We start from the raw sequence: 24,861 nt of genomic DNA on the forward strand, positions 1-24,861 counted from the left end.
TTAGTCTAGTTTTTTCAGTTTCATCACCTCTTTCTGCAGGTCGAGCACGATAGACGAAAGTTTATCTAAAGACAAATCAGCAATCGGGAAAGTGGAGCTGATATAAGACTTTGCTTCCCAAATCTCTAAAATATCTTCCACGTGCAGTTCATAAGGCGAGTACAAAGGGTTATCGGAGTGTAACCGAAGGATAGACGCATTTTGAATTTTATTGTAAAGCCGCTTGAAAACCACACCTTCTTTCTGGCTCACGATTATACAAGGAGTTCCGTCTTTGATAGATTGCCAATCGTCGATAAAACGGCCCACAATCACTGTTCCGGAAGAGATTGGTAACATAGAGTCGCCACTGATCTCAAAGGCTCTGAAAGTTCCGTTGTTACCCAGCATAGGAAGCTGGAAACGAGGCAACTCTTCAATAAACTCAGGATCGGCATACCCATTCAGGTAACCGGCACTCGCCTTGTAAGGCACGAGTTCAATGTTTTCTTTCTGGTCCTGGTCTACAGTTATAGCCAATACCCGTAATTTGCCACCAGCACCAGTAGTAGCCTCAGCGCCACCTTTTGGATTGTTGGTAGAAAGATCCAGGGTAATCAGATCATCTAGTGTAATATTAAAGTGCGCTGCAATATTAATGAGCGTACTCAGCTTTGGCTCTGCCCTGCCCTCCTCATAGGCGCCGATCAGGGAACGTTTTATATCCAGCTTTTCAGCCAGTTGTGCCTGTGTATAGCCGGCACTTTTTCTCAGATGCCTTAAATTAGAAGTTACCATATCCACAAATTGCCAAATGCATTAGTTAAAAATAAGGCAATACCCTCTTTGAGGGCTTATCCTTGTAAACATACTAAATTTTTAAACAAAAAACTAATATGTTTAGCATTTTTATCTAAAGTTTTTTATGGTAATAAAAGTTCCTGTCGACACAAGAAAGATTGAGAATAAAGAAGCGGGAAGGTCTTGTTCAAATAGTTTCGGCTGCCTGCCTCTCTATAAAATAGCAAGGCTCCTGCACTGGCTTCTCTCCTTTAGTAATACAAAGAAATTTAAACGCTACGGCCTTAGGTCGGTTGCCCTTAGGGTCCCACAGCTTAAAACAGCTCCGGAGGGCCTTTTTCATTAGCATAATTTGAGCTCTCCTTGGCAGTTACTGCTCCAGGTTTATTTGCTATGTTGCTTTTTATAAACTGCCTGCGATAGTCTGATTTTAAAGTATTCGTAGCCTTCGCCAAGCTGCTCGTAGAGCTCTTTCAGTTTGGCTTCGGGACCTAAAGCTTCAATGGCTTCAGAAATAGTGTTGTACTCGGATTTGGTGAGAAAATCAGAAACTTTAATGGAGTAGCCCTGCTCATATAAGGTGGCCAGGTGCGAGTAAACGGTTACCGGGTTCAGTTGTCGCTGCTCCGCAATCTGCTCCGGTGAGAGCCCTTGCTGATAGGCATCAAACGTAACTAAGTGGGTTGCTCCTTTTATTTTGTTGCCCTTGTTTTGCTCCCCAGTCATAAACTGAATGATCTCGTTGATAAATTCTTCGCCATATCGCTCGAATTTCTGAGCACCCACCCCGCCAATAGCCAGCATCGCCAAGCGGTTTGTCGGCTTCTCAGCCGACATTTCCTGCAAAGTGGTATCGGTAAACACCACATAAGGCGGCACATTGTTTTCATCAGCAATGCGCTTTCGCAGGGCGCGCAGTTTATCAAACAAGGCATCCTTAATCAGCTCTTTCTTCGGTCTGGCTTTTAGAATTGGAGCCTCTACCTGCTTCACCTCTTCAAACTTCACAAGTTCTACTTTTCGGTTTTCAAAAAGTACCTGTCGGCTCTGCTCGGTCAGCTTCAGGCTGTAGTTTTGGTCATAAGCCATTTCCACTAGCCCGGCATTTATCATTTGGTGCAGGTAGCGCTGCCATTCCATAGAATTTACATCGCGGCCAGCTCCATAGGTCTTTATTTTATCGAAGCCTGATTGCAACACCTGGCTGCTCCTGGAGCCACGAAGCACGTCGATCAGCAGGCCCATATTTGCTTTTTCCTGGGTGCGGGCAATAGCCGATAGTGCCTTTTGGGCAATCAAGGTACCATCGAAAGTAGTAGGTGGATTTCGGCAGATGTCGCAATTTCCGCAGTTTTTGCCGTGGTTCTCGCCGAAGTATTGTAGCAAGATGCGTCTCCTGCAGATGGCAGCTTCAGCAAATTGCTGCATGCGCTCCAGTTTCACCAGTTGCAGCTCCGTCTGTTTCGACTCTCCCTCCTGGAGCATGCTGCGAAGGTTCATGACATCAGCATAGCTGTAAAACAGCAAGGCATCCGATTTGGAGCCGTCCCGCCCTGCCCTGCCGATTTCCTGGTAATAACTTTCGATGTTCTTTGGCAGGTTGTAATGGATAACCCAGCGCACATTCGATTTATCGATGCCCATACCAAAAGCAATGGTGGCACATACCAGCTGTACGTTATCGCGCAGAAAGTCTTCCTGTGCTTTGGCTCGCTGGTTAGCGCTCATGCCGGCATGGTAATAGGTGGCATTGTACCCTTCGCGCTTCAATTTGCCTGCCAGCGACTCAGTTGAGTTTCGGCTAAGGCAGTAAATAATGCCGGGCTGTCCACGGTGCCGATCCAGAAAATCCAGAATGCGTTTGTAACGATCCCGGCCGGGCTTTACAGAAAGGTTAATGTTAGGCCGGTCGAAAGAAGCAATAAATACCTCTGGTTGCTGTAACTGCAACTGCTCCTGAATATCTTTTTGGGTAAGCCTATCGGCGGTGGCAGTTAAGGCAATAACAGGCACCTGCGGAAACTGCTGCTTTAGTGCGCGCAGCTGGGTATATTCTGGCCTGAAATCGTGGCCCCAGGCCGAGATGCAGTGCGCCTCATCTACTGCGAACAAAGAAATCTTCAGTCGTTTCAGAAAAGAAAAGAAGCCGGCCGAAAGCAGTTTCTCCGGCGATACATACAAAAGCTTTAATTGCCCGTTCAGGCACTGGTTCTCTATCTCGTACTGATCCTGCGCATTCTGGGAGCTATTGAGGTAAGCCGCCGGAATTCCATTTACAAGCAGTGCCTCCACTTGGTCCTTCATTAGGGCAATAAGTGGAGACACCACCACGCACACCCCCGGCATCACTACGGCAGGCACCTGAAAACAGATAGATTTTCCGCCACCCGTCGGCATCAGCACAACGACGTCCTTTGCCGCCAGTACGTTTGTAATAATCTGTTCCTGCATTGGCCTGAACTGGTCGTAGCCAAAATAAAGTTTAAGTGCTTCGCGTGCCTCTCTAATGTCCATCTGTAATATAATGCGGTGCCGGTACGGCTGTAGGTGTCAGTATTTCAACACCAAAGATAATCAAAATTATGCTTCCAGAAGTTCCAACCAAGGTAGCAGGGCAAATGTTCTCGAGCTTCATCCCTTGTATGCATGTATTAACTTTTTAGTATCAAATTTTCTTTAACTAACTATAACAAATTGACCTTCAGCATAAAAAACCTTGCTGGTATAACCTGCTTGTTCATGCTACTGTAAAAGCTTTCTGCCATTCTGTCACATACATTTGTTTCTTTTTGTATATTTGTAGCTGTAAAGGAATGAGAATGGAATCATTAGTAACAGATTTAGATTTTATTGACAACCGCACGCCAGAACAGGCCGCTGCTGCCGCCTGCGACACCAAGGTGACACAGGAGACAAACACGGGCCGGGCGCGGAAACTATATATTGAGAGCTACGGCTGCCAAATGAACTTCTCAGATAGCGAGATAGTGTCCTCTATTATGTTTAAGGAAGGTTTTGACACTACTTCTCAGATAGAACAGGCCGATGTCGTGTTTCTAAATACTTGCTCTATTCGGGAAAAGGCGGAGCAGACTGTGCGGAACCGTTTGGGGCAGATCAACTATTTCAAGAAAAAGAAACCTGGCCTGGTGGTTGGTGTGCTGGGCTGTATGGCGGAACGTCTTAAAAAATCGTTGCTGGAGGAGGAGAAAATTGTTGACCTTGTTGTAGGACCGGATGCTTACCGTGATCTGCCAAACCTGATAAACGAAGTGGATGGTGGCCAGAAAGCAGTTAACGTATTGCTTTCGCGTGAAGAAACATACGCCGACATAAACCCCATTCGACTGAACAGCAACGGGGTATCAGCCTTTGTCTCTATTATGAGGGGCTGCGACAACATGTGCTCTTTCTGTGTAGTGCCCTTTACCCGTGGTCGCGAACGTAGCCGCGATGCACACTCTATTGTGGAGGAAGTAAAGGACCTGGTACAGCAAGGCTATAAAGAGGTTACACTGCTAGGTCAGAACGTGGACTCCTACAAGTGGGCTTCGGAAGACGGTACAGAAGCTGTAAACTTTGCCCAGCTTCTGGAGAAAGTGGCATTGGTGCACCCGGACCTGCGCGTAAGGTTCTCCACCTCTCACCCTAAAGACATTACAGATGAAGTCTTGCATACCATGAAGAAGCATGACAACATCTGCAAATATATTCACCTGCCTGCCCAAAGCGGCAACTCCCGTGTGCTGGAGCTCATGAACCGTACCTACGACCGAGACTGGTACATGAACCGTGTAGATTCCATTCGGGCTATTTTAGGCGAAGATTGCGGTATTTCCTCTGATATGATCTCCGGCTTCTGCTCCGAAACCGAAGAAGAGCATCAGGATACTCTCTCGCTCATGGAATACGTTAAGTACGACTATGCCTACATGTTCTTTTACTCCGAACGGCCAGGCACGTTAGCTGCCAGAAAACTGGAGGATGACATTCCGCTGGAGACCAAAAAGCGCCGTTTGGCAGAAGTAATCGATAAACAGCGTGAGCACTCCTATATCCGCAACCAGCTGGCGCTGGGCAAGGTGCACAAAGTATTGGTTGAGAACTTCTCTAAAAAATCTGACGAGTTCCTGAGCGGCCGCAACGACCAGAACAAAGTGGTAATCTTTCCTAAAAAGCACTACAAAAAAGGAGACTATGTGAACGTGTTCGTAAATGACTGCAGCGTAGGCACCCTGTTCGGAGAAGCTGTTGATTAATGTGCTAATATTTAAGTGTGCTGATGTGCTAATTAGTTGATGAAATAAGGGTATGATTATCTACGTGCCACTTATCAAAAGTATTTCACCTGATATCACATCTGCACATGAATCTTTAAGCAAATTAGCACACTATCACATTAAAGAATTAGCACATTAAATAAATGCGCAATATAGATATCCAGAGTATTAAGCAGCGGTTTGGGATAATAGGTAATTCGCCTTTGCTCAACCATGCCATACAAGTGGCAGCACAGGTGGCTCCTACCGACATGACCGTGATGATTACCGGTGAGAGTGGTAGCGGAAAAGAATCCTTTTCAAAGATTATTCATAACATGAGCCCGCGCAAGCATGGGCAGATAATTGCCATTAACTGCGGCGCCATTCCGGAAGGTACCATCGACTCTGAGCTTTTCGGCCACGAAAAAGGATCTTTTACCGGCGCACAGGAAGCACGCAAAGGCTATTTTGAAGTAACAGACGGAGGCACTATTTTTCTGGATGAAATTGGAGAAATGCCGCTTGGAACGCAGGCCCGCCTCCTGCGTGTACTCGAAAACGGGGAGTTTATTAAAGTTGGCTCCTCTAAAGTGCAGAAAACAGACGTTCGTGTGGTGGCAGCCACTAACGTAAACCTGCTAAATGCTGTAGAAAAAGGGCAGTTTCGCGAAGACCTTTATTATCGGTTGAACACTGTTCCAATATCTGTTCCGCCACTGCGCGATCGTGGTGATGACATTTACCTTCTTTTCAGGAAATTTGCCAGCGATTTTTCTGAAAAGTATAAAGTAAAACCTATTACCCTTACGCCCGATGCCATACAGGTATTATTGCGCTACAGATTTCCGGGCAATATCAGGCAACTGAAGAATATAGTGGAGCAAATTTCCGTTCTGGAATATGACAGAGAAATAGATTCTGCTAAACTGCTGCACTACCTCCCCAAAGAACAGTCGGGCCTGCCGGCCCTGTTAAACAAAGAGGCACAGGCAGGAGATCATTCCTTTTCGGAGCGGGACCTGCTCTACAAGGTGCTTTTTGACATGCGCCGCGATGTTTCGGAACTTAAAAAGCTGGTGTTTGAGTTACTTACTCATGGCCCTACCGACAATGACTTGCTAAAAGAGCATAGCCACCTCTTCGAGAACATAGAGCACCATGGCTACAATGGCAGGCCATACCAGCAGGAGCACCCCGATAGCTATTACCTGCCAGTGAGCCAGCAGAAAACCGACGATTACGAAGAAGATCAGAAAGTGGAAGATATTCCGCACGAAACCGAAGAAGAAAGTCTGTCGCTGGAAGATAAAGAGAAAGAACTGATTCTGAAGGCTCTTAAAAAGCACAACAACAAACGTAAATACGCTGCCCAGGATCTGGGAATTTCTGAAAGAACACTTTACCGCAAATTAAAGCAGTATGATATTGAAGAGTAAACTATTTTTAGCTGTAAGCTGCCTGCTGCTCCTTTTTACCAGCGGCTGCGGGGTCTACTCGTTTACGGGCGTTAACATTTCGCCTGATATAAAAACGATTTCTATCCAGAACTTCGAGAATGCTTCCGGCGAGGGACCCGCCAACCTGACACAGGTGGTGACCAATACTTTTAAGCAATACTACCAGCGAAACACTAACCTGAACATGCTGCAGCGCGAAGGCGACTTGCAGATTGAAGGAGAAATTGTTAGCTTTAGTATTACTCCGGCAGCTGTGCAACGCGAGGGCGATTTTGACCGCGCCAGCCTGAACCGCCTTACCCTGGGTGTAAAAGTTCGGTTTACAAATACCAAAAATTCAGAAGACGATTTCGACCAAACCTTCTCCATCTCGCAGGATTTTTCTTCGACTGTAGATATAACCCAAATTCCAGCTCCCTCTATAGAGCAGCTGGCCGAGCGCCTGGCAATCGACGTGTTTAATAAATCTTTGGCTAACTGGTAGTTGGCCTGGTATCAGAAAGCTTCGCTTCATGAATAAATCAGCCTTCTTACAATTGATACAGCATGTATCAGACATATCAGACCAACAAACACATGAGTTGGAGAAGGTAGCTGCTGCCTTTCCTTATTGCCAGACAGCACACCTGCTCCTGGCGAAATCTGCACACGATAAAGGTAGTATGCTGTCGGCTCAGCGCTTGCGCCGCGCTTCGTCGTACGCCACTAACCGGCAACTCCTTAAAAGAATTATTTATACGGCAGCTCCAGCTCTGGAACCTGTTTTTGAAGAAACAGAAGCAGCAGAAACTGAGGCAACGGAGGCAGCCCTGCAACCAGAAACAGTTGCCACTGATCTGCAACTTGTACAACCTGAAGTAACTGTAGAGGACCCCGAAGATACTATTGAGGTTGAGCAGCAAGAGGAAAATATAGCTATAGGCAATAGTGAAGCTTCTGTTGAAGAAGCAGAAGTAGAAGACACAGGTTTAATCGTTTATGAATCCGCAGCAGTTGCAGAAGAAGCTATCGAAGTAGCACCTGCACCTGAAGTTGAGCCGGAGACGAACGAGCTATATTCCGAACTGGCCATGCTGCTTACTATTGACAGCCTTAACCCCAGTTCTACCGATTTACTTGCCCAGGCAGCTGTAACTACTCCAGAAGAAACCACCACTCCTGCCCTTGCCTCTTTTATGGAAGAGCTTCAGGATAACATGCAAAGCTATGCCGAAGCCTTAGGTGAAGAAAACTCTGAGGAAGATGCAACGGAGGCAGTAATAAGTGTAGACACATCAGATACTTATTTCGAAGTACCTGATGAACAGCTTTTTGAAGAAAATGAGCTGCTAAATAATTCAGCTACAGTTTTTGCTGCCGAAGAAGAGGCAATAGAAGAAACTCCGGCTATAAGTGTCGCCGGTCAGGTTAATTATAGTTTCGATGAAATAGACCGCTTGTATGCCGACGACCTGCTGGGTTATTGCATGGGCAACAGCCGCATGGGCGAAGTTCTTCAGCTAAAGGACGAGTATACCCGCCCAAGGCCCCAAAGTTTTCACCCGGAGCTGATATTGGAATACAGTAAAACACACGAATTGGAAAAGGCGGTGCAGCCGGCGAACCATATTTTAAGCAACCAACTCGATATTATAGATCAGTTTCTAAAACTGAACCCAAGGCTTAAAACTATGGCTAACCTTAAAATAAAGCCGGAACCACAAGAGGATTTATCGCTGAAAAGCACCAAGATACGCAAAGGAATGGCATCAGAGAATTTGGCCAACATCTTTATTCAGCAGGGCAAAGCCAAGAAAGCTATTAAAATATATGAGCAGCTGATGTTGAAAAATCCGGAAAAAAAATCTTACTTTGCCGAACAAATAGAAAAATTACAAAACTTAAACTAAAATGTATATCGCCTTAATCAGTATCATTATTTTTGTTTGCGTACTGCTCGTACTTGTTGTGCTTGCCCAAAACCCTAAAGGGGGCGGCCTATCCAGCCAATTTGGAGGCGGTGGAGCCAGCCAGCTGATGGGCGTGAAGCGTACAGGCGACTTACTTGAAAAACTGACCTGGGGTTTTGCTGTGGCGCTGGTGGTATTAACACTAGGTACACACATGATGCTAGACTCCTCTGGCGAATCTAATATTAACAGAAGCGTAAATGAAGAGCGTGCACGTCAGTCACAACTTCCTGCTGGTCCTGCTGCCACTATTCCAGGCGAAGACAGCACCATGGCTATTCCTGACGCAGCTGAAATTCCTGACATGATAGATACTGCGCAATAACATTTTGCAGCAAACTATATTAGAAGCCGGCCCTCCGCCGGCTTCTTTCATTTTAGGGCTGTTTAAAGTTTTTTGTTAGCAAGGCTTTTACAATGCTGGAACTATCGGTTCAGCTTCTTATCTCCAGCACAGCTCACAAGCCTTAAATTAATGAGATGCGCATTTTGTAGGCAATTAGCACCGCAAATATGGGCCAATAAGGCACCATAGAACAGGCAAGGCTGTCAGCTATGTTCGTTGACAAAGGCCAGCCGCCGTGACAAAAACTGGCAGTCCTGACAATTTTGTCAGAACCGGAGCTGCAAAAATGGCTTAAAATGGCAGAAATTAACCATTGGCACAAGAAATGATAGTAGCCACTATGGTTTCAAAGCTTAAATATCAACCATATTAAAACTTAACATTTATACAAACTATGTCAATCAGCATTAAACCATTAGCAGACAGAGTAATCGTAGCTCCTGCTGCAGCAGAAGAAAAAACCAAGTCAGGTATTATTATTCCTGATACTGCTAAAGAAAAACCACAGCGTGGTGAGGTAGTAGCCATTGGCGAAGGAAAAGTATCTGAGCAAGGCGCTCTGATGAAGCCTCAGGTTAAAGTAGGTGACCAGGTTTTATATGGCAAATATGCCGGTACTGAAATCTCTGTTGAAGGAAGCGACTATCTGATCATGCGTGAGTCTGACATTCTGGCTATTCTTTAATCTATCAAAACAAATCTTAATCAGAAAAAATAACCATGTCTAAAAACATCACATTCGATAGCGACGCTCGTAGCAAGATTAAAGCTGGCGTTGACAAACTGGCTAATGCTGTTAAAGTAACGTTAGGACCAAAAGGCCGCAACGTTATCATCGACAAAAAATTCGGTGCCCCTATGATCACCAAAGACGGTGTATCTGTGGCAAAAGAAATTGACCTGAAAGACCCAATCGAGAACATGGGTGCGCAGTTGGTGAAAGAGGTTGCCTCTAAAACTGCTGATCAGGCTGGTGACGGTACTACTACTGCCACTGTACTGGCGCAGGCTATCTACACTGCCGGTATCAAAAACGTAGCGGCAGGTGCCAACCCAATGGACCTGAAGCGCGGTATCGACAAGGCGGTTGCTATTGTAGTAGAAAACCTGAAGTCTCAGTCTAAAAAAATCGAGAACTCTTCTGAAATTGCCCAGGTAGGTACTATTTCTGCCAACAACGATCCTGAGATTGGTAAAATGATTGCCGATGCCATGGACAAAGTTGGCAAAGACGGTGTAATTACTGTTGAAGAAGCAAAAGGTACTGAAACTGAGGTTAAAACTGTAGAAGGTATGCAGTTTGACCGTGGTTACCTGTCGCCTTACTTCGTAACCAACGCAGAGAAAATGGAAGCGGAGTTCGACAACCCTTACATCCTGATCTACGACAAAAAAGTGTCTACCATGAAAGAGCTGCTTCCTGTATTGGAGCAAGTGGTTCAGACTGGTAAAGGCCTGATTATTATTTCTGAAGATGTAGACGGCGAAGCCCTTGCTACTTTAGTGGTAAACAAACTGCGTGGCTCGCTTAAAATTGCCGCTGTTAAAGCTCCAGGCTTTGGCGACAGAAGAAAAGCAATGCTCGAAGATATTGCCATCCTGACTGGTGGTACTGTTATTTCTGAAGAGCGTGGCTACAAGTTAGAGAACGCTACTCTTGATTACCTGGGTACTGCTGAGAAAGTGATCATCGACAAAGACAACACCACTATTGTAAACGGTGCCGGTCAGAAAGATGATATCGTGGCTCGCGTAAACCAGATCAAGTCTCAGATGGAAACAACAACATCTGATTACGATAAAGAAAAACTTCAGGAGCGTCTGGCCAAATTATCTGGCGGCGTGGCTATCCTTTACATCGGTGCTTCTACTGAAGTTGAGATGAAAGAGAAGAAAGACCGCGTAGACGATGCTCTGCATGCTACACGTGCTGCTGTTGAAGAAGGTATTGTAGCCGGTGGTGGCGTTGCCCTGATCCGTGCGCTGGATTCACTTTCAGAAGTGAAAGCTTACAACGCTGATGAGCAAACTGGTGTTCAAATCATCAGAACTGCCCTGGAAGCTCCTCTTAGAACCATCGTATCTAACGCAGGTGGTGAAGGTTCTGTAGTAGTACAGGCTGTTCGCGAAGGTAAAGCCGATTATGGTTACAATGCCCGCGACGACAAGTATGAGAACATGTTTGCGGCCGGTATCATCGACCCAACTAAAGTTACTCGTCTTGCCCTGGAGAACGCTTCTTCTATTGCTGGTCTGCTGCTTACTACCGAGTGTGTAGTTTCTGAAGATCCTGAAGAAGAAAAAGGTGCACCAGCTATGCCAGGTGGCATGGGCGGCATGGGCGGCATGATGTAATCATCCTTTCCCATAGTTACCTTACAAAAATACCCTCACCAGAGAAATTGGTGAGGGTATTTTTTTTGCGTCCTACCCTTGTGCTTACAAATGCTTTGATGCCTCTGGAAGGTCCTTTTCATTAGAAGAATTTAGGGATAAATATATTTGATAAGTAAAACCAGAAAAACTATGCTAGCACTATAGTAGTAAAGCCTTTATATAAAAGCCACAAGAAGAGTTCTGGAAGGCCATTTTAATTAGAATAATTTAGAGTCAACATCTGCAAGGATTAATGAAGTTAAGTTTATGCTCTGTTAGGGGAGGTCCTTCACAACAATTTTTATATCATGTGGGGCCACTTCATCTCCTCCAAAATATGGGTAAAGCATGTAGCCATCTGCCTGATCGTAGCAGGCTCTTGGTAGCGTTACCTGCTCGCCATTTACTTTAAAAACATAGCGTCCCTCCTGCCGTTCCAGTTCGTATGTGTACGTCTGCCCCAATGCAACAGTCGAAATAAGAGCTGATTTACGGGTGCCATTATAATAGGTGTATGCATGGATTTCCAGTTTGTTATTATACCATCTCCATCCAAAGCGTGCACTGTTGCTCTGGTGTAAAGATCCACAATCAGAAAACCCATACAATTTGTTTATGTCTCCCTGGTTTGCAGGATCTATAGACGTATAAATAGCTGTACTGTCAAAAGTAGCCTCAAATTTAAGATTTGGAGAACTTACCTTTTGAATCTTGTTTATAGCATGATGCTGGTTCTTGTGAATGACATAGGTAGTGCTAGGTACTGGTTCGGTCTCTACCACTATGGTGTCTGCACCAGAAATAATTTCGCATGAAGGCAATAAAGACAAGAAAATAAATAAACTTAATAGAAGTAAAGCTGGGATTTTCAATAGAATGGAGATAAAGGATGAAAAAGATCTTTGAATCATTGTTCGAACATTAGATTTATGGTAATAGTTTTATACAAGTACAAAAAAGCCGCTGCTATATACTTAGCAGCGGCTTTTTTGTATTCACTTGTTGATTCTATGTAGATTATATCTTATTCATAATCAGGGCTAAACCTTTTTAAGCACTGTAATTTTGATGGGCAGTGTCTCAAAAAAATATTATTTAACCCCATGCATCAGCTTAACCAACCTACCCGATAATAAGAATAGTATGATAGACGATACAGCTGCAATACCTACAAATATCAGGAAGAAGGTAGACATAGACTGGGTTTGCGCCATTTGATCGATCATACCTGCCAAGGCACCACCTATGTAGTTACCAATAGCAGAAGCAAGGAACCAAACACCAAACATTACGCCGATCAGCCTAACAGGTGAAAGCTTGTTCACAAACGAAAGCCCCACTGGCGACAGGCACAGCTCTCCCATGGTATGCAACAGGTAAGCGAACACAAGCCACAGCATGCTAACACCTGCAGCTTCAGCACCTTTTGGAATAGATAATGAACCCACCACAAGCACTGCAAAACCAAGCGATAGCAGCAACAGTCCAATGGCAAATTTGTAAGGCCCGGCTGGGTTTATGTTCTTCTTGGTCAATTTTACCCATAACATAGAGAAAATTGGTGCTAAGGTAAAAATGAAGAAAGCGTTAATAGATTGGAACCAGGTAGCAGGAACCTCAAAGTTCAGGAAATCGATTGTTCTGTCGGTGTACTTATAAGCAAAAATATTCATAGATGACCCCGCTTGCTCAAAGGCTAACCAGAATAATATAGAGAAAAAGGATAAAGACAAGATAACCTTAAGTCGGTCGCGTTCCACTTTGGTAAGAGGCTCTGCTGGTTTCGCATCTACAGACGGATCTTTAGGCTCAGGCTTCAGACCGATCTTACCTAACTTATTCCGGCCAATATAGAATTGTGTAAGGCCCAACACCATACCGATACCGGCTGCACCAAAACCATAATGCCAGCCTATAGCCTCACCCAGCCAACCACAGATCAGAGAACCTAAAAAAGCCCCAAGGTTAATACCCATGTAAAAAATGGTATAGGCAGAGTCTTTCAGTTTACTTCCTTCCGGGTACAACTGGCCAACCATAGAAGAGATATTTGGTTTAAATAAACCATTGCCAATGATCAAAAGTCCTAAACCGCTATAAAAGAAAGGCATCGATTCAATGGCAAGTGCTCCGTGACCAATCGCCATTAACAAACCACCGATAATAACAGCAGATCTGAATCCTAAATACCTGTCGGCCAGGTAACCTCCAATTAAAGGAGTTACATATACTAAACCCGTATAAATACCATATAACTGGCCAGCTTCAGCAGAGGTCCAGCCTAAGCCGCCTTTAGAAATTTCTGAGATCAAATACAAGGTTAACAAGGCTCTCATACCGTAGTAACTGAAACGCTCCCACATTTCTGTAAAAAAGAGCATGTAGAGTGCACTGGGATGCCTATTGTCAGATTCTAAGGAAGTGGCACCATAGGGTATGTTGTGCTTACTGACCTGATCTGAGGCAGGACGATCTTTGAAGGACATAGATGTAGTTAAATTAGAAGTGTAGTTTTTGTTCGTGAGAAGGTAAATATATCAGTTTAAACAATTATTGACAAATCCTTTGCCCCACCTAATCTGCTCCGAATCCGTAAAAACCTGCATATAAGAGCATGCTACTCTGTAAATTACATCACGCCACAAACTACTATTGGAAAAACTAGTGCATTTCTTAAAATCACATTTTTTAACAAACTACCATCTACATGAAAAAATTTGGAAAGAAAGTACATCCGGAGGACCTGGAGAGCCTGGGTATTACAAATGCGGCAAAGGTCTACTGGAACCTTAGCCCCGCTGAACTAATAGAAGAGGCAATTAAGAATGGGGAAGGTATGCTGGCCGACACAGGTGCACTGATGTGCGACACAGGCGAGTTTACGGGCCGATCACCAGAAGACCGTTTTATTGTGAAAGATGAGACAACAGCCGATGTTGTATGGTGGGATAAAATCAACATCCCGTTTGAGCCCGCTAAATTCGATAAGCTGTACGACAAGGTGGTTAAGTCTCTGGAAGGGAAAAAACTTTATGTGCGCGATGCCTATGCCTGTGACCATCCTGACCACAGACTCAGCGTTCGGATTGTAAACACGCAGGCCTGGCACAACTTTTTCTGCTACAATATGTTCCTGCGCTTCTCCACCGAGGAGCTTTCCTCTCATACACCAGAGTTTACCATCATCGGAATTCCTGAATTCAACGCATCTCCTGAAGAAGATGGCACCCGCAGCAGAAATTTTTCTATTATCAACCTCACCAAAAAAATCATTTTGATCGGAGGCTCTGGCTATACCGGCGAAATGAAAAAAGGTATTTTTTCGGTGCTGAATTTCACTCTTCCCCACGAGAAGAAGGTATTATCTATGCATTGTTCGGCCAACGTAGGAAAAGAAGGCGACACGGCTATTTTCTTCGGACTATCAGGTACAGGTAAAACCACCTTATCTGCCGACCCGGACCGCTACCTGATCGGAGACGATGAACACGGCTGGACCGACGACGGAGTATTTAATTTTGAAGGCGGTTGCTATGCGAAAGTAGTAGACCTTTCCCGCAAAAAGGAACCTGAAATATGGGATGCCATTCAATTTGGGGCGCTCCTGGAAAACACCCGCTTCTATGAAGGAACACGCACTGTAGACTACACCAACAAATCCGTTACTGAAAATACTCGCACTGCCTACCCCATACATTTTATACCAAATGCCTTACTACCATCCCGAGCCGGAATTCCAAAAAATATTTTCTTTCTCACAGCCGATGCCTTTGGCGTGATCCCTCCTATTTCAAGGCTTAACCAAAGCCAGGCCATGTACCATTTTATATCAGGTTATACCGCAAAGGTGGCAGGTACCGAAGTAGGTGTTACAGAGCCTCGAAAAACGTTCTCAGCCTGTTTTGGAGAGGCCTTTCTGCCCCTGCACCCTACGCGCTACGCGGAGCTGCTTGGCGAAAAAATGAGCAAACACCAAGTAAACGTATGGCTCGTAAACACTGGCTGGACAGGCGGTCCCTATGGTGTTGGCTCTCGCATCAAGCTTGCTTATACCCGGGCCATGCTTACGGCAGCCCTTACTGGTGCCCTTGATAATGTAAATTATGCCAAGCATCCAGTATTTGGGGTGGAGGTGCCAAAAAGTTGCCCTGAAGTACCCGAAGAGGTACTAAACCCGCGCGATACCTGGTCCGATCAGGAGGCTTACGACGCTAAAGCAAACGAATTAGCGCAGTCCTTTGTCAAGAACTTCGGTAAATATGCTGAATTTGCAAATGAAGAAATTCTGGCAGGTGCCCCTCATGCTGAAGTAATAGTTTAAGGCCGCTGTTAACCTAAAGAAGCCTCTTTACGCTAAAAAGTAGAGAGGCTTCTTTCCTTTGAGGAAGATTTTTATTTTTATGCTTATCTTAGTTGTTGCTTAAAACGGCTAAGGCTATAGGCTAATCTTATATATAACGTTAAAGAATTCTAAAGTGCATCTTTTCTATACCCCCGATATTGCAGGAGAAACTTACACCTTACCCGAGGAAGAGTCGAAACATTGTACCCGTGTGTTAAGACTGCAGCAGGGCGATACCGTATACCTGGTAGATGGGAAAGGTGGCCTCTATACCTCTATTATCCAGGATGCGCACGCCAAACGCTGCCAGTTACAGATTATAGATAAACAACTGGAATATGGCAAGTTGCCTTACGTAGCACAAATAGCAGTAGCACCAACTAAAAACATAGACCGGATAGAATGGTTTGTAGAGAAGGCTGTGGAAGTAGGTGTTAGTGAAATATATTTTTTAGAGTGTGAGCATTCTGAGCGAAGAAATCTGCGCCTCGATCGGCTGGAAAAAATAGCTGTAAGTGCCATGAAACAGTCGCAAAAAGGGTATTTGCCTCTGTTGCACGACATAATGCCAGTTAAAAAATTTATGCAGCAATGTTCTCCTGAGCATACCTATATTGCTCATTTAGAAGAGGACGCGACAAAAAGTATAAAAGATTACTATAAACCAGGAAAGCCACATTGCATTATGATAGGCCCTGAAGGAGATTTTTCAGAACAGGAAATTGCACTTGCCTATCAAACTCGCATTAGACCTGTAACCTTAGGCAATAGCAGGCTGCGCACCGAAACAGCGGCTTTTGTAGCTTGCCACACCCTGCATATACTGCACGACATTTATGCCCCGTTGTAGTATATCAATACTTAGAATCTGACGAGAAAAAACATATGATAAAATCATTTTGCTGCACACTAGTTCTTGTGTTGATCTGGTCCCTGTCGATGTCGCAGGCACCGAACTTTAGAATTGCTAAACTAAAGTACAATGGGGGCGGCGACTGGTATGCCAATAAAACCTCTTTGCCCAACCTGATTCGATTTTGTAATCAAAATCTGAGCATGAATATTGCCCGCGAAGAAAGTGTGGTGGAAGTAGGAAGTCCGGAGCTTTTTCTTTACCCTTTCGTGCACATGACCGGCCATGGCAATGTCGTATTCTCGGATGCGGAAGCCCTGAACCTGCGCAACTACCTGCTGAGCGGTGGCTTTCTGCACATAGACGACAACTATGGTCTGGATCAGTACATCCGAAAGGAAATGAAAAAAGTATTTCCGGAATATGAGTTTGTGGAGCTGCCTTTCTCCCACCCCATTTATCACCAGAAATATCCTTTCCCGAACGGCCTGCCTAAAATACACGAGCACGACAACAAGCCGCCGCAAGGTTTTGGAATTGTGCACGAAGGTCGATTGGTTTGCTTTTACACCTACGAAACAGATTTAGGTAATGGCTGGGAAGACCCTGAAGTGCACAACGACCCGGAGAACAAACGCCAGGAAGCTTTACGCATGGGCGCCAATATTCTCACCTATGCCCTCACTCAGTATCTGTAATATTACCTTCTATTTAATGATTATGGAGTAGTTACAACAACAGCTTCATAAATTAGTTGACTTTAGCTACTTCTAATTTTATTCCAGGCAGCTCGGCTGCACCGCCTATATACTAATCAACCTAAATTATTCCCTGGTGAACATAAGATTTCAACTCCTAACACTGCTGACGATCCTGTACTTCAGCAGCTGCCAGCAATCACAACCTGAAGAAGCAGAGGCTAAGGAGGCAACGGAAATAAATATAACTCTAGAAGAAAAGAAATTAGATGAGCATTCGCCTCATTGTACGGCAGGTGTAGATAGTTGTGCCCATGTGGAAGTTACCTATTTTAAGGCGACAGGTACTCCAACAGCGCTTCAGGATAGCCTAAACAACTACATACAAAATTTGCTGATCAGGTTACAGCTCGATTTTGATCCGGATGCTAATACTTTGGCTCCTGCAGAAGATCCAGCTAAAAAATTGGCTTCTAGTTTCTTGCAGCAATACGATGCATATGCTACAGATGCCTCTAAATCAGGATTCCCTGTAAGGCCATGGGAATTAACAGTTAACGCGGGGCTACTTTATAAATCAGCTTCTGTCCTGTCGGTGAAAACGGAGCAGTATAGCAATACCGGCGGGGCGCATCCTAATTCCAGTACTGCTTTACAAAGTTTTGATGTGGCTGGCAAGAGATTGTTACTCTCAGAGATGGTAACAGACACGGCAGTGCTGATACAACAGGCAGAAAAAGCGTTACGCCAAAAATTTCCGCAGTTACAAGATAAGCCGTTAGCCGAGGCAGGACTTTTGTTAGATTCAGATGCCTTGCCTTTACCACTTAACAGCGCGCTTAGCGCGGATGGGCTGTTGCTGCATTACAACCCGTACGAAATTGCACCTTATGTATTCGGACATATTCAGTTGCTTCTGCCCTACTCACAATTAGAAAATATAATAAAACCTGCCTACAAACCTTAATACTCTGGAGTTTTAGCGCAGACACAGGAAAATTAAAATTGCTTCCGCTGTAGTACCTCCGCCAAAATAACCGCGTCTCGTACAGTCTGAGGGTTTTTGAGCATAGCAGCTATCCGGTGGTTGCTCCCAACACGCTTTGGTACAGGCGCCTCCGGTATGCTGATGGCAGCTTCTCTTGCAGCTAAACGTTTTTCTGTTCGCCTGTCTTCCTCTACCTTTCGCCTGGCCTCAATAACCTCCATCGGCACCTCCAACGATTGAGGCTTTGGCTTATTCAGTTCATAGTTTTTAACGGGTACAGGTGCTGGTACTGGCAGAGGCTTAACTTTGTCCTTTGCTGTATCTACGGCGGTGCGCCCCTGCTCCTTGGCACGATCTACTTTTGGTTGCAGCTCACGCAGAATATCCTCAAAAGATGTTGGGGGGCCTACAGCTTGCTGCGGCTTTGGCTGAGGCCTGGCAGCTTCAGGCCTTCTGTTTTGCTCTGGCAGCTCGTCCGGCGGCTTAACCTCCGGATTGTCTTTGAAAGCCTTTCGCCAGAAAGAATAAACAAAATAGGCTACTGCCGCCAGTACATATAATATTGGTTTAATATCTTCCATAGTTCGCCTTTCTATTCAAATATAGCAAAATCAGAACGCTTCTGAGCAGGCATCACCAAACTATTTACTCAAACGGAATCTAAAATGTAAATTATTCTAATGCAAAAGCCCTATCAGAGACTTTTGATAACATGCAAGATACAGGGCATAACAGACGCTGTTTCATGTATTAGAGTATGTATCACAGGACTAATCAGGTCTTTAAACGGTCATTCAATCACTATTCATGTTGTCATTATAGCTCTTGAACTATCAAGTACGGTACAAATAATCACTGACAGGCAATTCTTCTAATGAAAAAGGCCTTCCGGAGCAGCATTTTGCTTGAGAGGCCCAAGGGTATATAAAGATAAAAGAAGGATGTGCAGAGCCTGGAGCTAAAATTTAGCCTCTAATTCGCTTTAGCCTCTCAACATAACAATTTAAGTCTTAATTTTGGGTTTAGTTTGAAGAATACCCGCGGACGCGAATGCAAGTATCAAGATTAGAGATAAAAGGATTTAAAAGTTTTGGAGACCGCGTGGTCATCAATTTCGACGAAGGAATTACGGGAATTGTAGGTCCGAACGGCTGTGGCAAGTCTAACATCGTAGATGCCATTCGATGGGTTTTGGGAGAACAACGCACCCGTAACCTCCGCTCCGACAAAATGGAGAACGTGATCTTTAACGGTTCCAAAACACGGAAACCTGTCCAGATGGCAGAGGTCTCCATCACCTTCGATAACAATAAAAACATTCTGCCAACAGAATATTCACAAGTCACCGTTACCCGAAAATACTATCGGACCGGCGACAGCGAGTATATGTTGAACGGGGTGGTCTGTCGCCTCAAAGACATCAACGAACTGTTCCTCGACACAGGTATCGGCTCCGACAGCTACGCCATTATCGAGCTGAAGATGGTGGACGAGCTGCTTAACGACAAAGAAAACTCTCGCCGACTACTGTTCGAAGAAGCTGCCGGTATCTCTAAGTTCAGGGTACGTAAAAAGCAGACGCTAAAGAAGCTGGAGGAAACAGATGCCGACCTGGAGCGCGTGGAAGATGTGCTCTTTGAAATAGGCAAAAACATGAAAACACTGGAGCGGCAGGCAAAGCAGGCCATCAAGTATTTTCAGCTGAAAGACGAATACAAAAAGCACAGCATTGAGTTTGCCCGCCGTAACATCTCGCAGTACCAGGACACACTGCAGCGTTTAGAGCAAGATGTGCAGCAGGAAACAGCCCTGAAGGAGAACTACATAGAAACGGTAACAGAGGCTGAAAATGCCATAGCCGACCAAAAAGAAGAGCTTAACCAGACACAGGAGGCGCTTGCCGAAAGCCAGAAGACCATGCAGGTCCAGACGGCCAAACTGCGCCAGCTGGAAAACGACATTAAGCTGAAATCCGAAAGAAGCTATTTTCTGAAGGAGCGCATGCAGCAACTCCGCCAGCAGATCAGCCAGGATACCGCCACCCTCGACCATACCAAAGAAAGTATTGTGCAGCTGCGGGAAGAGCTCGAGGCGGTGCAGGATCAGTTTGCTGAGGCCGAAGAGCAGGTGCAGGCCCTGAAAGAGCAGCTGCAGGAAGCAAATGAGCAGAAGCAAACCATTCAGGAAACGCTACAGGACCTGACGCAGCAGCAGCGCCAAAAACAAAACGAAGTGTACCAGCTAAATAAATCACTGGAAATAAGCGAGGTACAAATCCAGAACATCAATACGGAGATAGAGCGCCTGCAACAGCAGCAACTTACCGCCGACGAAGATGCGCGGGTGTTACAGGAGCAACTACAGGAGGCCCAGGAAATTCTGGAAGATAAAACCGCTATGCTCGTGCGATTGCAGGCGAAAGAAGAAACCTTACTGCAAGACATAGAGAAAACCGAGGGAGACATAGACCTCCTGAAAGAGCAACTCGTGGAGCTAAATCGTGCCCTCGATGCCAAGCAAAACCAATATAGCCTCACCAAGTCGCTGGTAGAAAACCTCGAAGGCTTTCCGGAAGCTATTAAATATTTGTATCAGTCCGACAATTGGTCTAAGCCAGCCCCACTCCTATCGGATATTATAGTGGTGGAGCCTGAATACAAAAACCTGATCGAAAGTTACCTGGAGCCTTACATGAACTTTTTTGTGGTGGAGGCCCTGGAGGATGCCGTAGAAGCCACAGAGCTGCTGAAAAAGGAAAACAAAGGCCGCGCTAACTTTATTATTTTAACGGAAGTAGAAGAGCTGGAGCCGACCGGAACCTTCTCAGAAGGCAAAATGAAAGCAGCCTATGAGGTGGTAACAGCTGAAAAAAAATACAGCAGCCTGCTAAAGTACATTCTCAACAATGTATACATAAGCGACACTACCCCCGACGATTTCTATGACAACGACTATCGCACCATTATATTAAAAGACGGCTCAGCCATTAAAAAGCCCTTAAGCTTATCGGGCGGCTCGGTTGGCATGTTCGATGGCAACCGCCTGGGCCGAAAGCAGAACCTCGAAAAGCTGGAGCAGGAAGTACAGGAGCTTACGCAGCAGGCCGACCTGATGCAAAGCCGCATTAACACGCAAAACCAGATTCTGCTGAACCTAAAAGGAGAATCTCAGAAAGACACCATAAAGCAGCTCGAAAAAGAAGTCTCCCGCCAGCAACAGGAACTCCTGGCAGTGCGCATTAAGCATGAGCAGCACCAGCAAAATATCCAGAACTTTAACCTGAAGCATGCCGAACTGCTCCAACGCCTGGAAGAGCTGAGCCAGCAATCGCAGGAGGTATCGCCGCAGGCAGAAGCCGACCAGCAGGAGCTGAAACGCCTGGAAGAAGAAATGGCAGTTTATGCCAGCCATGTGGAGCGGCAACAAGAGCAGATTGCCGTCATTTCCAGCAAGTATAACCAGGAAAACATACAATACCACCAGCTCAAAAACCGCTTTGCCAGCTTGCAGCAGGAAATAAGTTACAAGCAAAAATCTGTTGAAACGAACCAGGAGCGCATAGAAGGTCTACGACAGGAACTGATACGCGCAGAAGAAGAAACGGTGCAGGCAGCTGCTTTTATTGAAGAAAACGAAGCAGTAGTTGTAACCATGACCGAAGCCCGGCGCGAGTTTGGCTACGAACTGGAAGAAATAGAAAAGAAATACTTTACACTACGTGGCGACCTGGAAGAAGAAGAAAAGGTGATCAGGGAGTTGCAACGCAAGCGCCAGAATGCCGATGAGCTACTCATGCGTATGCAGAAAACCATTTCAGATACGCAAATCAAGCTGGTATCGGTGCAGGAGCGCTTGGTTGCCGAGTTTAACTTGAGCCCGGAAGACCTGCAAAAGGAGCCGGAAACGCCAACAGAACTGTTTGCCCTTACCAACGAAGAGCTGAAAGTGCAGATTGCTTCCGTAAAAGCAAGCCTCGACAGAATGGGACCTGTAAACGCAATGGCAGCAGAAGCTTACAGTGAAATAGAAGAACGCAATAAATTTATTACCGAACAGCGCGACGACCTGGTAAACGCAAAAAATACCCTCATCGAAACAATTAATGAAATCGATACGGTAGCGCGAGAGAAATTCATGGACGCGTTCACTCAGATCAAAAACAACTTCATGCTGGTATTCCGAAGCCTCTTTACCGACGAAGATAATTGCGACCTGGTACTCACTGATCCTAAAAATCCGCTGGAATCTAAAATTGAGATTATGGCGCAACCAAAAGGGAAACGCCCACTTACCATTAATCAGCTTTCCGGTGGAGAGAAAACGCTCACGGCTATTTCGCTGTTGTTCGCCATTTACCTGCTCAAGCCAGCTCCGTTCTGTATTTTTGATGAAGTAGATGCTCCTCTCGACGATGCCAACATCGACAAGTTCAACAACATCATCCGGAAATTCTCAGACGACTCTCAGTTTATTGTGGTAACGCACAACAAGCGCACGATGGCCTCTACTGATGTGATGTACGGCATCACTATGATTGAGGCAGGTATTTCGCGTGTTATTCCGGTTGACCTTCGCCAGATTGCCTAATGCCTCCTTTGCTGTAGATGCATAGTGCTTATAGACTCACTGCACCTACAGCCTTACTTAAAAACAAGCAACCCTCCGCTGCAATTCACTCTTCAGTGACTCCAGCGGAGGGTTGCTTGTTTTAGTAATGAAAATAAGAGAGAAACTCTTTTATTTCAACTTCAGGTAGAACAACTAGTTATAATTTCCAATTATTCTAATGAAATTCCCCTTCCAGCGTAAATGTAGCCTCAGTAATGCCAAGGCCAATGCAGGCTCCACACCCTTACGATTTACCTAAATTTGAATTGGAGGTACTTAATTGGAACACCTTCCTGCAAATACTGCTTCTCATATTTGGTATAAATACCCATTGTATGCTCCTGCAATTCCGACTGGTAAAGGTCTGTTGTGGAAATCAGATTTTTAATCGGAGCTTCCTGCAGCACCTCGAGGGTATACTCAAACAAGCCCAGGTTATCGGTTTTTAAATGTACAATTCCATCAGGTTTCAGGATGTGCTTGTACAGCGCCAGAAACCGCGGAGAAGTTAATCGGCGTTTAATATCCCGATCTTTGGGCCGCGGATCCGGAAAAGTAATCCAAACTTCAGAAACTTCCCCTGCAGCAAACTGGTCACTGATTTGCTCTACATAGGTCCGCAGAAACGACACGTTCTCCAGCCCTTCTTCTATGGCAATAGTACTTCCCTTCCAGAGTCTGGCCCCTTTGATATCAACTCCGATAAAATTTTTGTCTGGGAATAGGCGAGCCATACCTAAGGTATATTCACCACGGCCACAACCTATCTCTACTACTATTGGATTTGTATTTTCGAAATGAATTTCATCCCACTTTCCTCCCAGGTGACCGTAAAGTTCGTTCCCCTCTTCCAGCACGTTTTCACGCTCTGCAATTTCACTGAATTTCTTTAGTTTAGATCTCGACATTGTTAAAGTTCTTCTATCTCTGCAACTACAAAAGTACTACCTCCAATGAAAATAACCTCATCCGGAGCAGCATTTGCTTTGGCGGCCTGAATAGCTGCTGCCACGGTAGCATAAGGCTGGCCCTGAAGTCCATGTGCCAGAGCCTGTTCCAGCAACTCCGTAACAGCCAGGGCACGCGGAATATTTGCCTGGCAGAAATAATATTGGTAGTTTTTAGGCAAAAGCTCCAGAACAGAACTAATGTCTTTGTCGTTTACGGTGCCAAAGACCATATGTACTTGTTTCGGCTTTATAGCCTGCAGTTGCTGCACTATTTGTTTAATGCCGTCTGTATTATGACCTGTGTCACAAATTGTTAACGGATTTTGGTTTAGCACCTGCCACCGCCCCTTGAGGCCTGTCAAAGTCTTTGTATTTGCCAAACCCTCTTTCAAGGCCTCCTCCGAAATAGAGAAGCCTGCTTCTCGCAAAAGATGTACCGTCTGTAGCACGCCGGGAAGGTTAAACTGCTGATAATGCCCGGTCAGGTCAAGTTCTAGCTGGAAAATGCCGTTAGATTTGTCTACTACTTCCAGCAATTGTCTTTCTGAAGTAGCTGACAAGATGCTCATTTTTAAATTATCAGAAGCAAAATATAAAGGAGCTGCTTCCTGAGCCGCCTTCTGGGTAAATACATGGGCTATATCTGGTTGGCGGGTACTTATTACCGCAGAAGTGTGTGGCTTTATAATACCTGCCTTCTCTCCTGCTATAGCCTCCAGCGTATCGCCAAGCAGCGCCTGGTGGTCGTAGCCAATGTTGGTAATCAAGGATACCTCCGGTTGAATAATATTGGTTGAATCCAACCTGCCGCCAAGCCCTACTTCAATTACGGCAATATCGACGTGCCTATCAGCGAAATATTGAAAGGCAAGCGCCACTGTCATTTCAAAAAAAGACGGCTTAATTTGTTCAAAAAGAGGCTTGTGCTGCTTTACAAAACTGACCAGGTAATCCTGCTCCAGTTCTGTGCCATTTACACGAATGCGCTCCGTAAAAGATTTAAGGTGAGGTGAGGTATAGAGGCCAGTGGTGTAGCCTGCGCGCTGTAGAACAGCTGCAAGCATGTGGGAACTACTTCCTTTACCGTTGGTACCCGCCACATGAATTGATTTGAAAGCATGCTGTGGCTGTTGCAGGGCATCGCAAAGGCTGATAATGTTGTCGAGGCTCTTCCTAAAAGCAGCATTGCCGATGCGTTGGTACATCGGCAATTGCTTGTAGAGATACTCAAGGCACTCCTGATATGTCATGA

Annotated in this window: 19 protein-coding genes; 12 read left to right on the forward strand and 7 right to left on the reverse strand. The window is 45.3% G+C overall.

The window, feature by feature from the left end:
- Both ACMA1I_RS03400 and recQ read right to left on the reverse strand, forming a co-directional pair.
- Complete coding sequence (locus tag ACMA1I_RS03400; protein WP_414703859.1) at window positions 1-783, reverse strand: helix-turn-helix domain-containing protein; 783 nt, start codon at window positions 781-783, stop codon at window positions 1-3.
- Window positions 784-1,164: 381 nt separating this feature from the next.
- Complete coding sequence (gene recQ / locus ACMA1I_RS03405) at window positions 1,165-3,294, reverse strand: DNA helicase RecQ (protein WP_337066857.1); 2,130 nt, start codon at window positions 3,292-3,294, stop codon at window positions 1,165-1,167.
- A 305-nt stretch (window positions 3,295-3,599) separates the two neighbouring features.
- Between recQ and miaB the strand changes: the two genes are divergently transcribed.
- From miaB to groL, 7 genes are all read left to right on the forward strand, one after another.
- Window positions 3,600-5,039, forward strand: a complete 1,440-nt coding sequence (gene miaB, locus ACMA1I_RS03410) for a tRNA (N6-isopentenyl adenosine(37)-C2)-methylthiotransferase MiaB (protein ID WP_337066858.1) — start codon at window positions 3,600-3,602, stop codon at window positions 5,037-5,039.
- Between the two features lie 164 nt (window positions 5,040-5,203).
- Complete coding sequence (locus tag ACMA1I_RS03415) at window positions 5,204-6,478, forward strand: sigma-54 dependent transcriptional regulator (RefSeq protein WP_337066859.1); 1,275 nt, start codon at window positions 5,204-5,206, stop codon at window positions 6,476-6,478.
- The gene (gene lptE / locus ACMA1I_RS03420; protein ID WP_414703860.1) at window positions 6,462-6,983 is read left to right on the forward strand and encodes an LPS assembly lipoprotein LptE; all 522 of its coding nucleotides are present in this window, start codon (window positions 6,462-6,464) and stop codon (window positions 6,981-6,983) included. The genes ACMA1I_RS03415 and lptE overlap by 17 nt, the downstream gene beginning before the upstream one ends.
- Before the next feature lie 28 nt (window positions 6,984-7,011).
- Window positions 7,012-8,388 (forward strand): hypothetical protein, encoded by a 1,377-nt coding sequence (locus ACMA1I_RS03425; protein WP_337066861.1) that lies wholly within the window; start codon window positions 7,012-7,014, stop codon window positions 8,386-8,388.
- A 1-nt stretch (window position 8,389) separates the two neighbouring features.
- Complete coding sequence (gene secG / locus ACMA1I_RS03430; RefSeq protein ID WP_337066863.1) at window positions 8,390-8,773, forward strand: preprotein translocase subunit SecG; 384 nt, start codon at window positions 8,390-8,392, stop codon at window positions 8,771-8,773.
- Window positions 8,774-9,188: 415 nt separating this feature from the next.
- Entirely contained in the window at window positions 9,189-9,479 is a 291-nt protein-coding gene (gene groES / locus ACMA1I_RS03435; protein ID WP_194349919.1) for a co-chaperone GroES, read from the forward strand.
- A 35-nt stretch (window positions 9,480-9,514) separates the two neighbouring features.
- Window positions 9,515-11,149 carry a chaperonin GroEL gene (gene groL, locus ACMA1I_RS03440; RefSeq protein ID WP_337066864.1) on the forward strand — a complete coding sequence of 545 codons (1,635 nt, stop codon included), beginning with the start codon at window positions 9,515-9,517 and terminating at the stop codon, window positions 11,147-11,149.
- 296 nt (window positions 11,150-11,445) lie between these two features.
- Here the strand turns inward: groL and ACMA1I_RS03445 are convergent, their stop codons facing one another.
- On the reverse strand, window positions 11,446-12,000 hold the full coding sequence (locus ACMA1I_RS03445) for a hypothetical protein (protein WP_337066865.1): 555 nt from the start codon (window positions 11,998-12,000) through the stop codon (window positions 11,446-11,448).
- 261 nt (window positions 12,001-12,261) lie between these two features.
- A complete protein-coding gene (locus ACMA1I_RS03450) occupies window positions 12,262-13,656 on the reverse strand; it encodes a peptide MFS transporter (protein WP_337066866.1) in 1,395 nt (464 codons plus the stop codon).
- 221 nt (window positions 13,657-13,877) lie between these two features.
- Between ACMA1I_RS03450 and pckA the strand changes: the two genes are divergently transcribed.
- From pckA to ACMA1I_RS03470, 4 genes are all read left to right on the forward strand, one after another.
- On the forward strand, window positions 13,878-15,491 hold the full coding sequence (pckA, locus tag ACMA1I_RS03455; protein WP_337066867.1) for a phosphoenolpyruvate carboxykinase (ATP): 1,614 nt from the start codon (window positions 13,878-13,880) through the stop codon (window positions 15,489-15,491).
- 154 nt (window positions 15,492-15,645) lie between these two features.
- Window positions 15,646-16,362 carry a 16S rRNA (uracil(1498)-N(3))-methyltransferase gene (locus ACMA1I_RS03460; protein ID WP_337066868.1) on the forward strand — a complete coding sequence of 239 codons (717 nt, stop codon included), beginning with the start codon at window positions 15,646-15,648 and terminating at the stop codon, window positions 16,360-16,362.
- 89 nt (window positions 16,363-16,451) lie between these two features.
- The gene (locus tag ACMA1I_RS03465) at window positions 16,452-17,063 is read left to right on the forward strand and encodes a DUF4159 domain-containing protein (protein ID WP_337067098.1); all 612 of its coding nucleotides are present in this window, start codon (window positions 16,452-16,454) and stop codon (window positions 17,061-17,063) included.
- Window positions 17,064-17,199: 136 nt separating this feature from the next.
- Window positions 17,200-18,030 carry a DUF3298 and DUF4163 domain-containing protein gene (locus tag ACMA1I_RS03470; RefSeq protein ID WP_337066869.1) on the forward strand — a complete coding sequence of 277 codons (831 nt, stop codon included), beginning with the start codon at window positions 17,200-17,202 and terminating at the stop codon, window positions 18,028-18,030.
- A 32-nt stretch (window positions 18,031-18,062) separates the two neighbouring features.
- On the opposite strand, the gene ACMA1I_RS03475 is transcribed toward ACMA1I_RS03470, so the two are convergent.
- Window positions 18,063-18,632: a hypothetical protein gene (locus ACMA1I_RS03475; protein WP_337066870.1), complete on the reverse strand. Its 570-nt coding sequence runs from the start codon at window positions 18,630-18,632 to the stop codon at window positions 18,063-18,065.
- Between the two features lie 469 nt (window positions 18,633-19,101).
- On the opposite strand from ACMA1I_RS03475, the gene smc reads away from it, so the two are divergent.
- Entirely contained in the window at window positions 19,102-22,638 is a 3,537-nt protein-coding gene (smc, locus tag ACMA1I_RS03480; protein WP_337066871.1) for a chromosome segregation protein SMC, read from the forward strand.
- A 272-nt stretch (window positions 22,639-22,910) separates the two neighbouring features.
- Here smc and trmB read toward each other — a convergent pair whose 3' ends face one another.
- Both trmB and ACMA1I_RS03490 read right to left on the reverse strand, forming a co-directional pair.
- On the reverse strand, window positions 22,911-23,567 hold the full coding sequence (gene trmB / locus ACMA1I_RS03485) for a tRNA (guanosine(46)-N7)-methyltransferase TrmB (RefSeq protein ID WP_337066872.1): 657 nt from the start codon (window positions 23,565-23,567) through the stop codon (window positions 22,911-22,913).
- Window positions 23,568-23,569: 2 nt separating this feature from the next.
- A complete protein-coding gene (locus ACMA1I_RS03490) occupies window positions 23,570-24,859 on the reverse strand; it encodes a bifunctional folylpolyglutamate synthase/dihydrofolate synthase (RefSeq protein WP_337066873.1) in 1,290 nt (429 codons plus the stop codon).
- Window positions 24,860-24,861 lie beyond the last annotated feature (2 nt).

It is taken from the genome of Pontibacter sp. 13R65 (assembly GCF_047525655.1).
GTDB lineage: Bacteria > Bacteroidota > Bacteroidia > Cytophagales > Hymenobacteraceae > Pontibacter.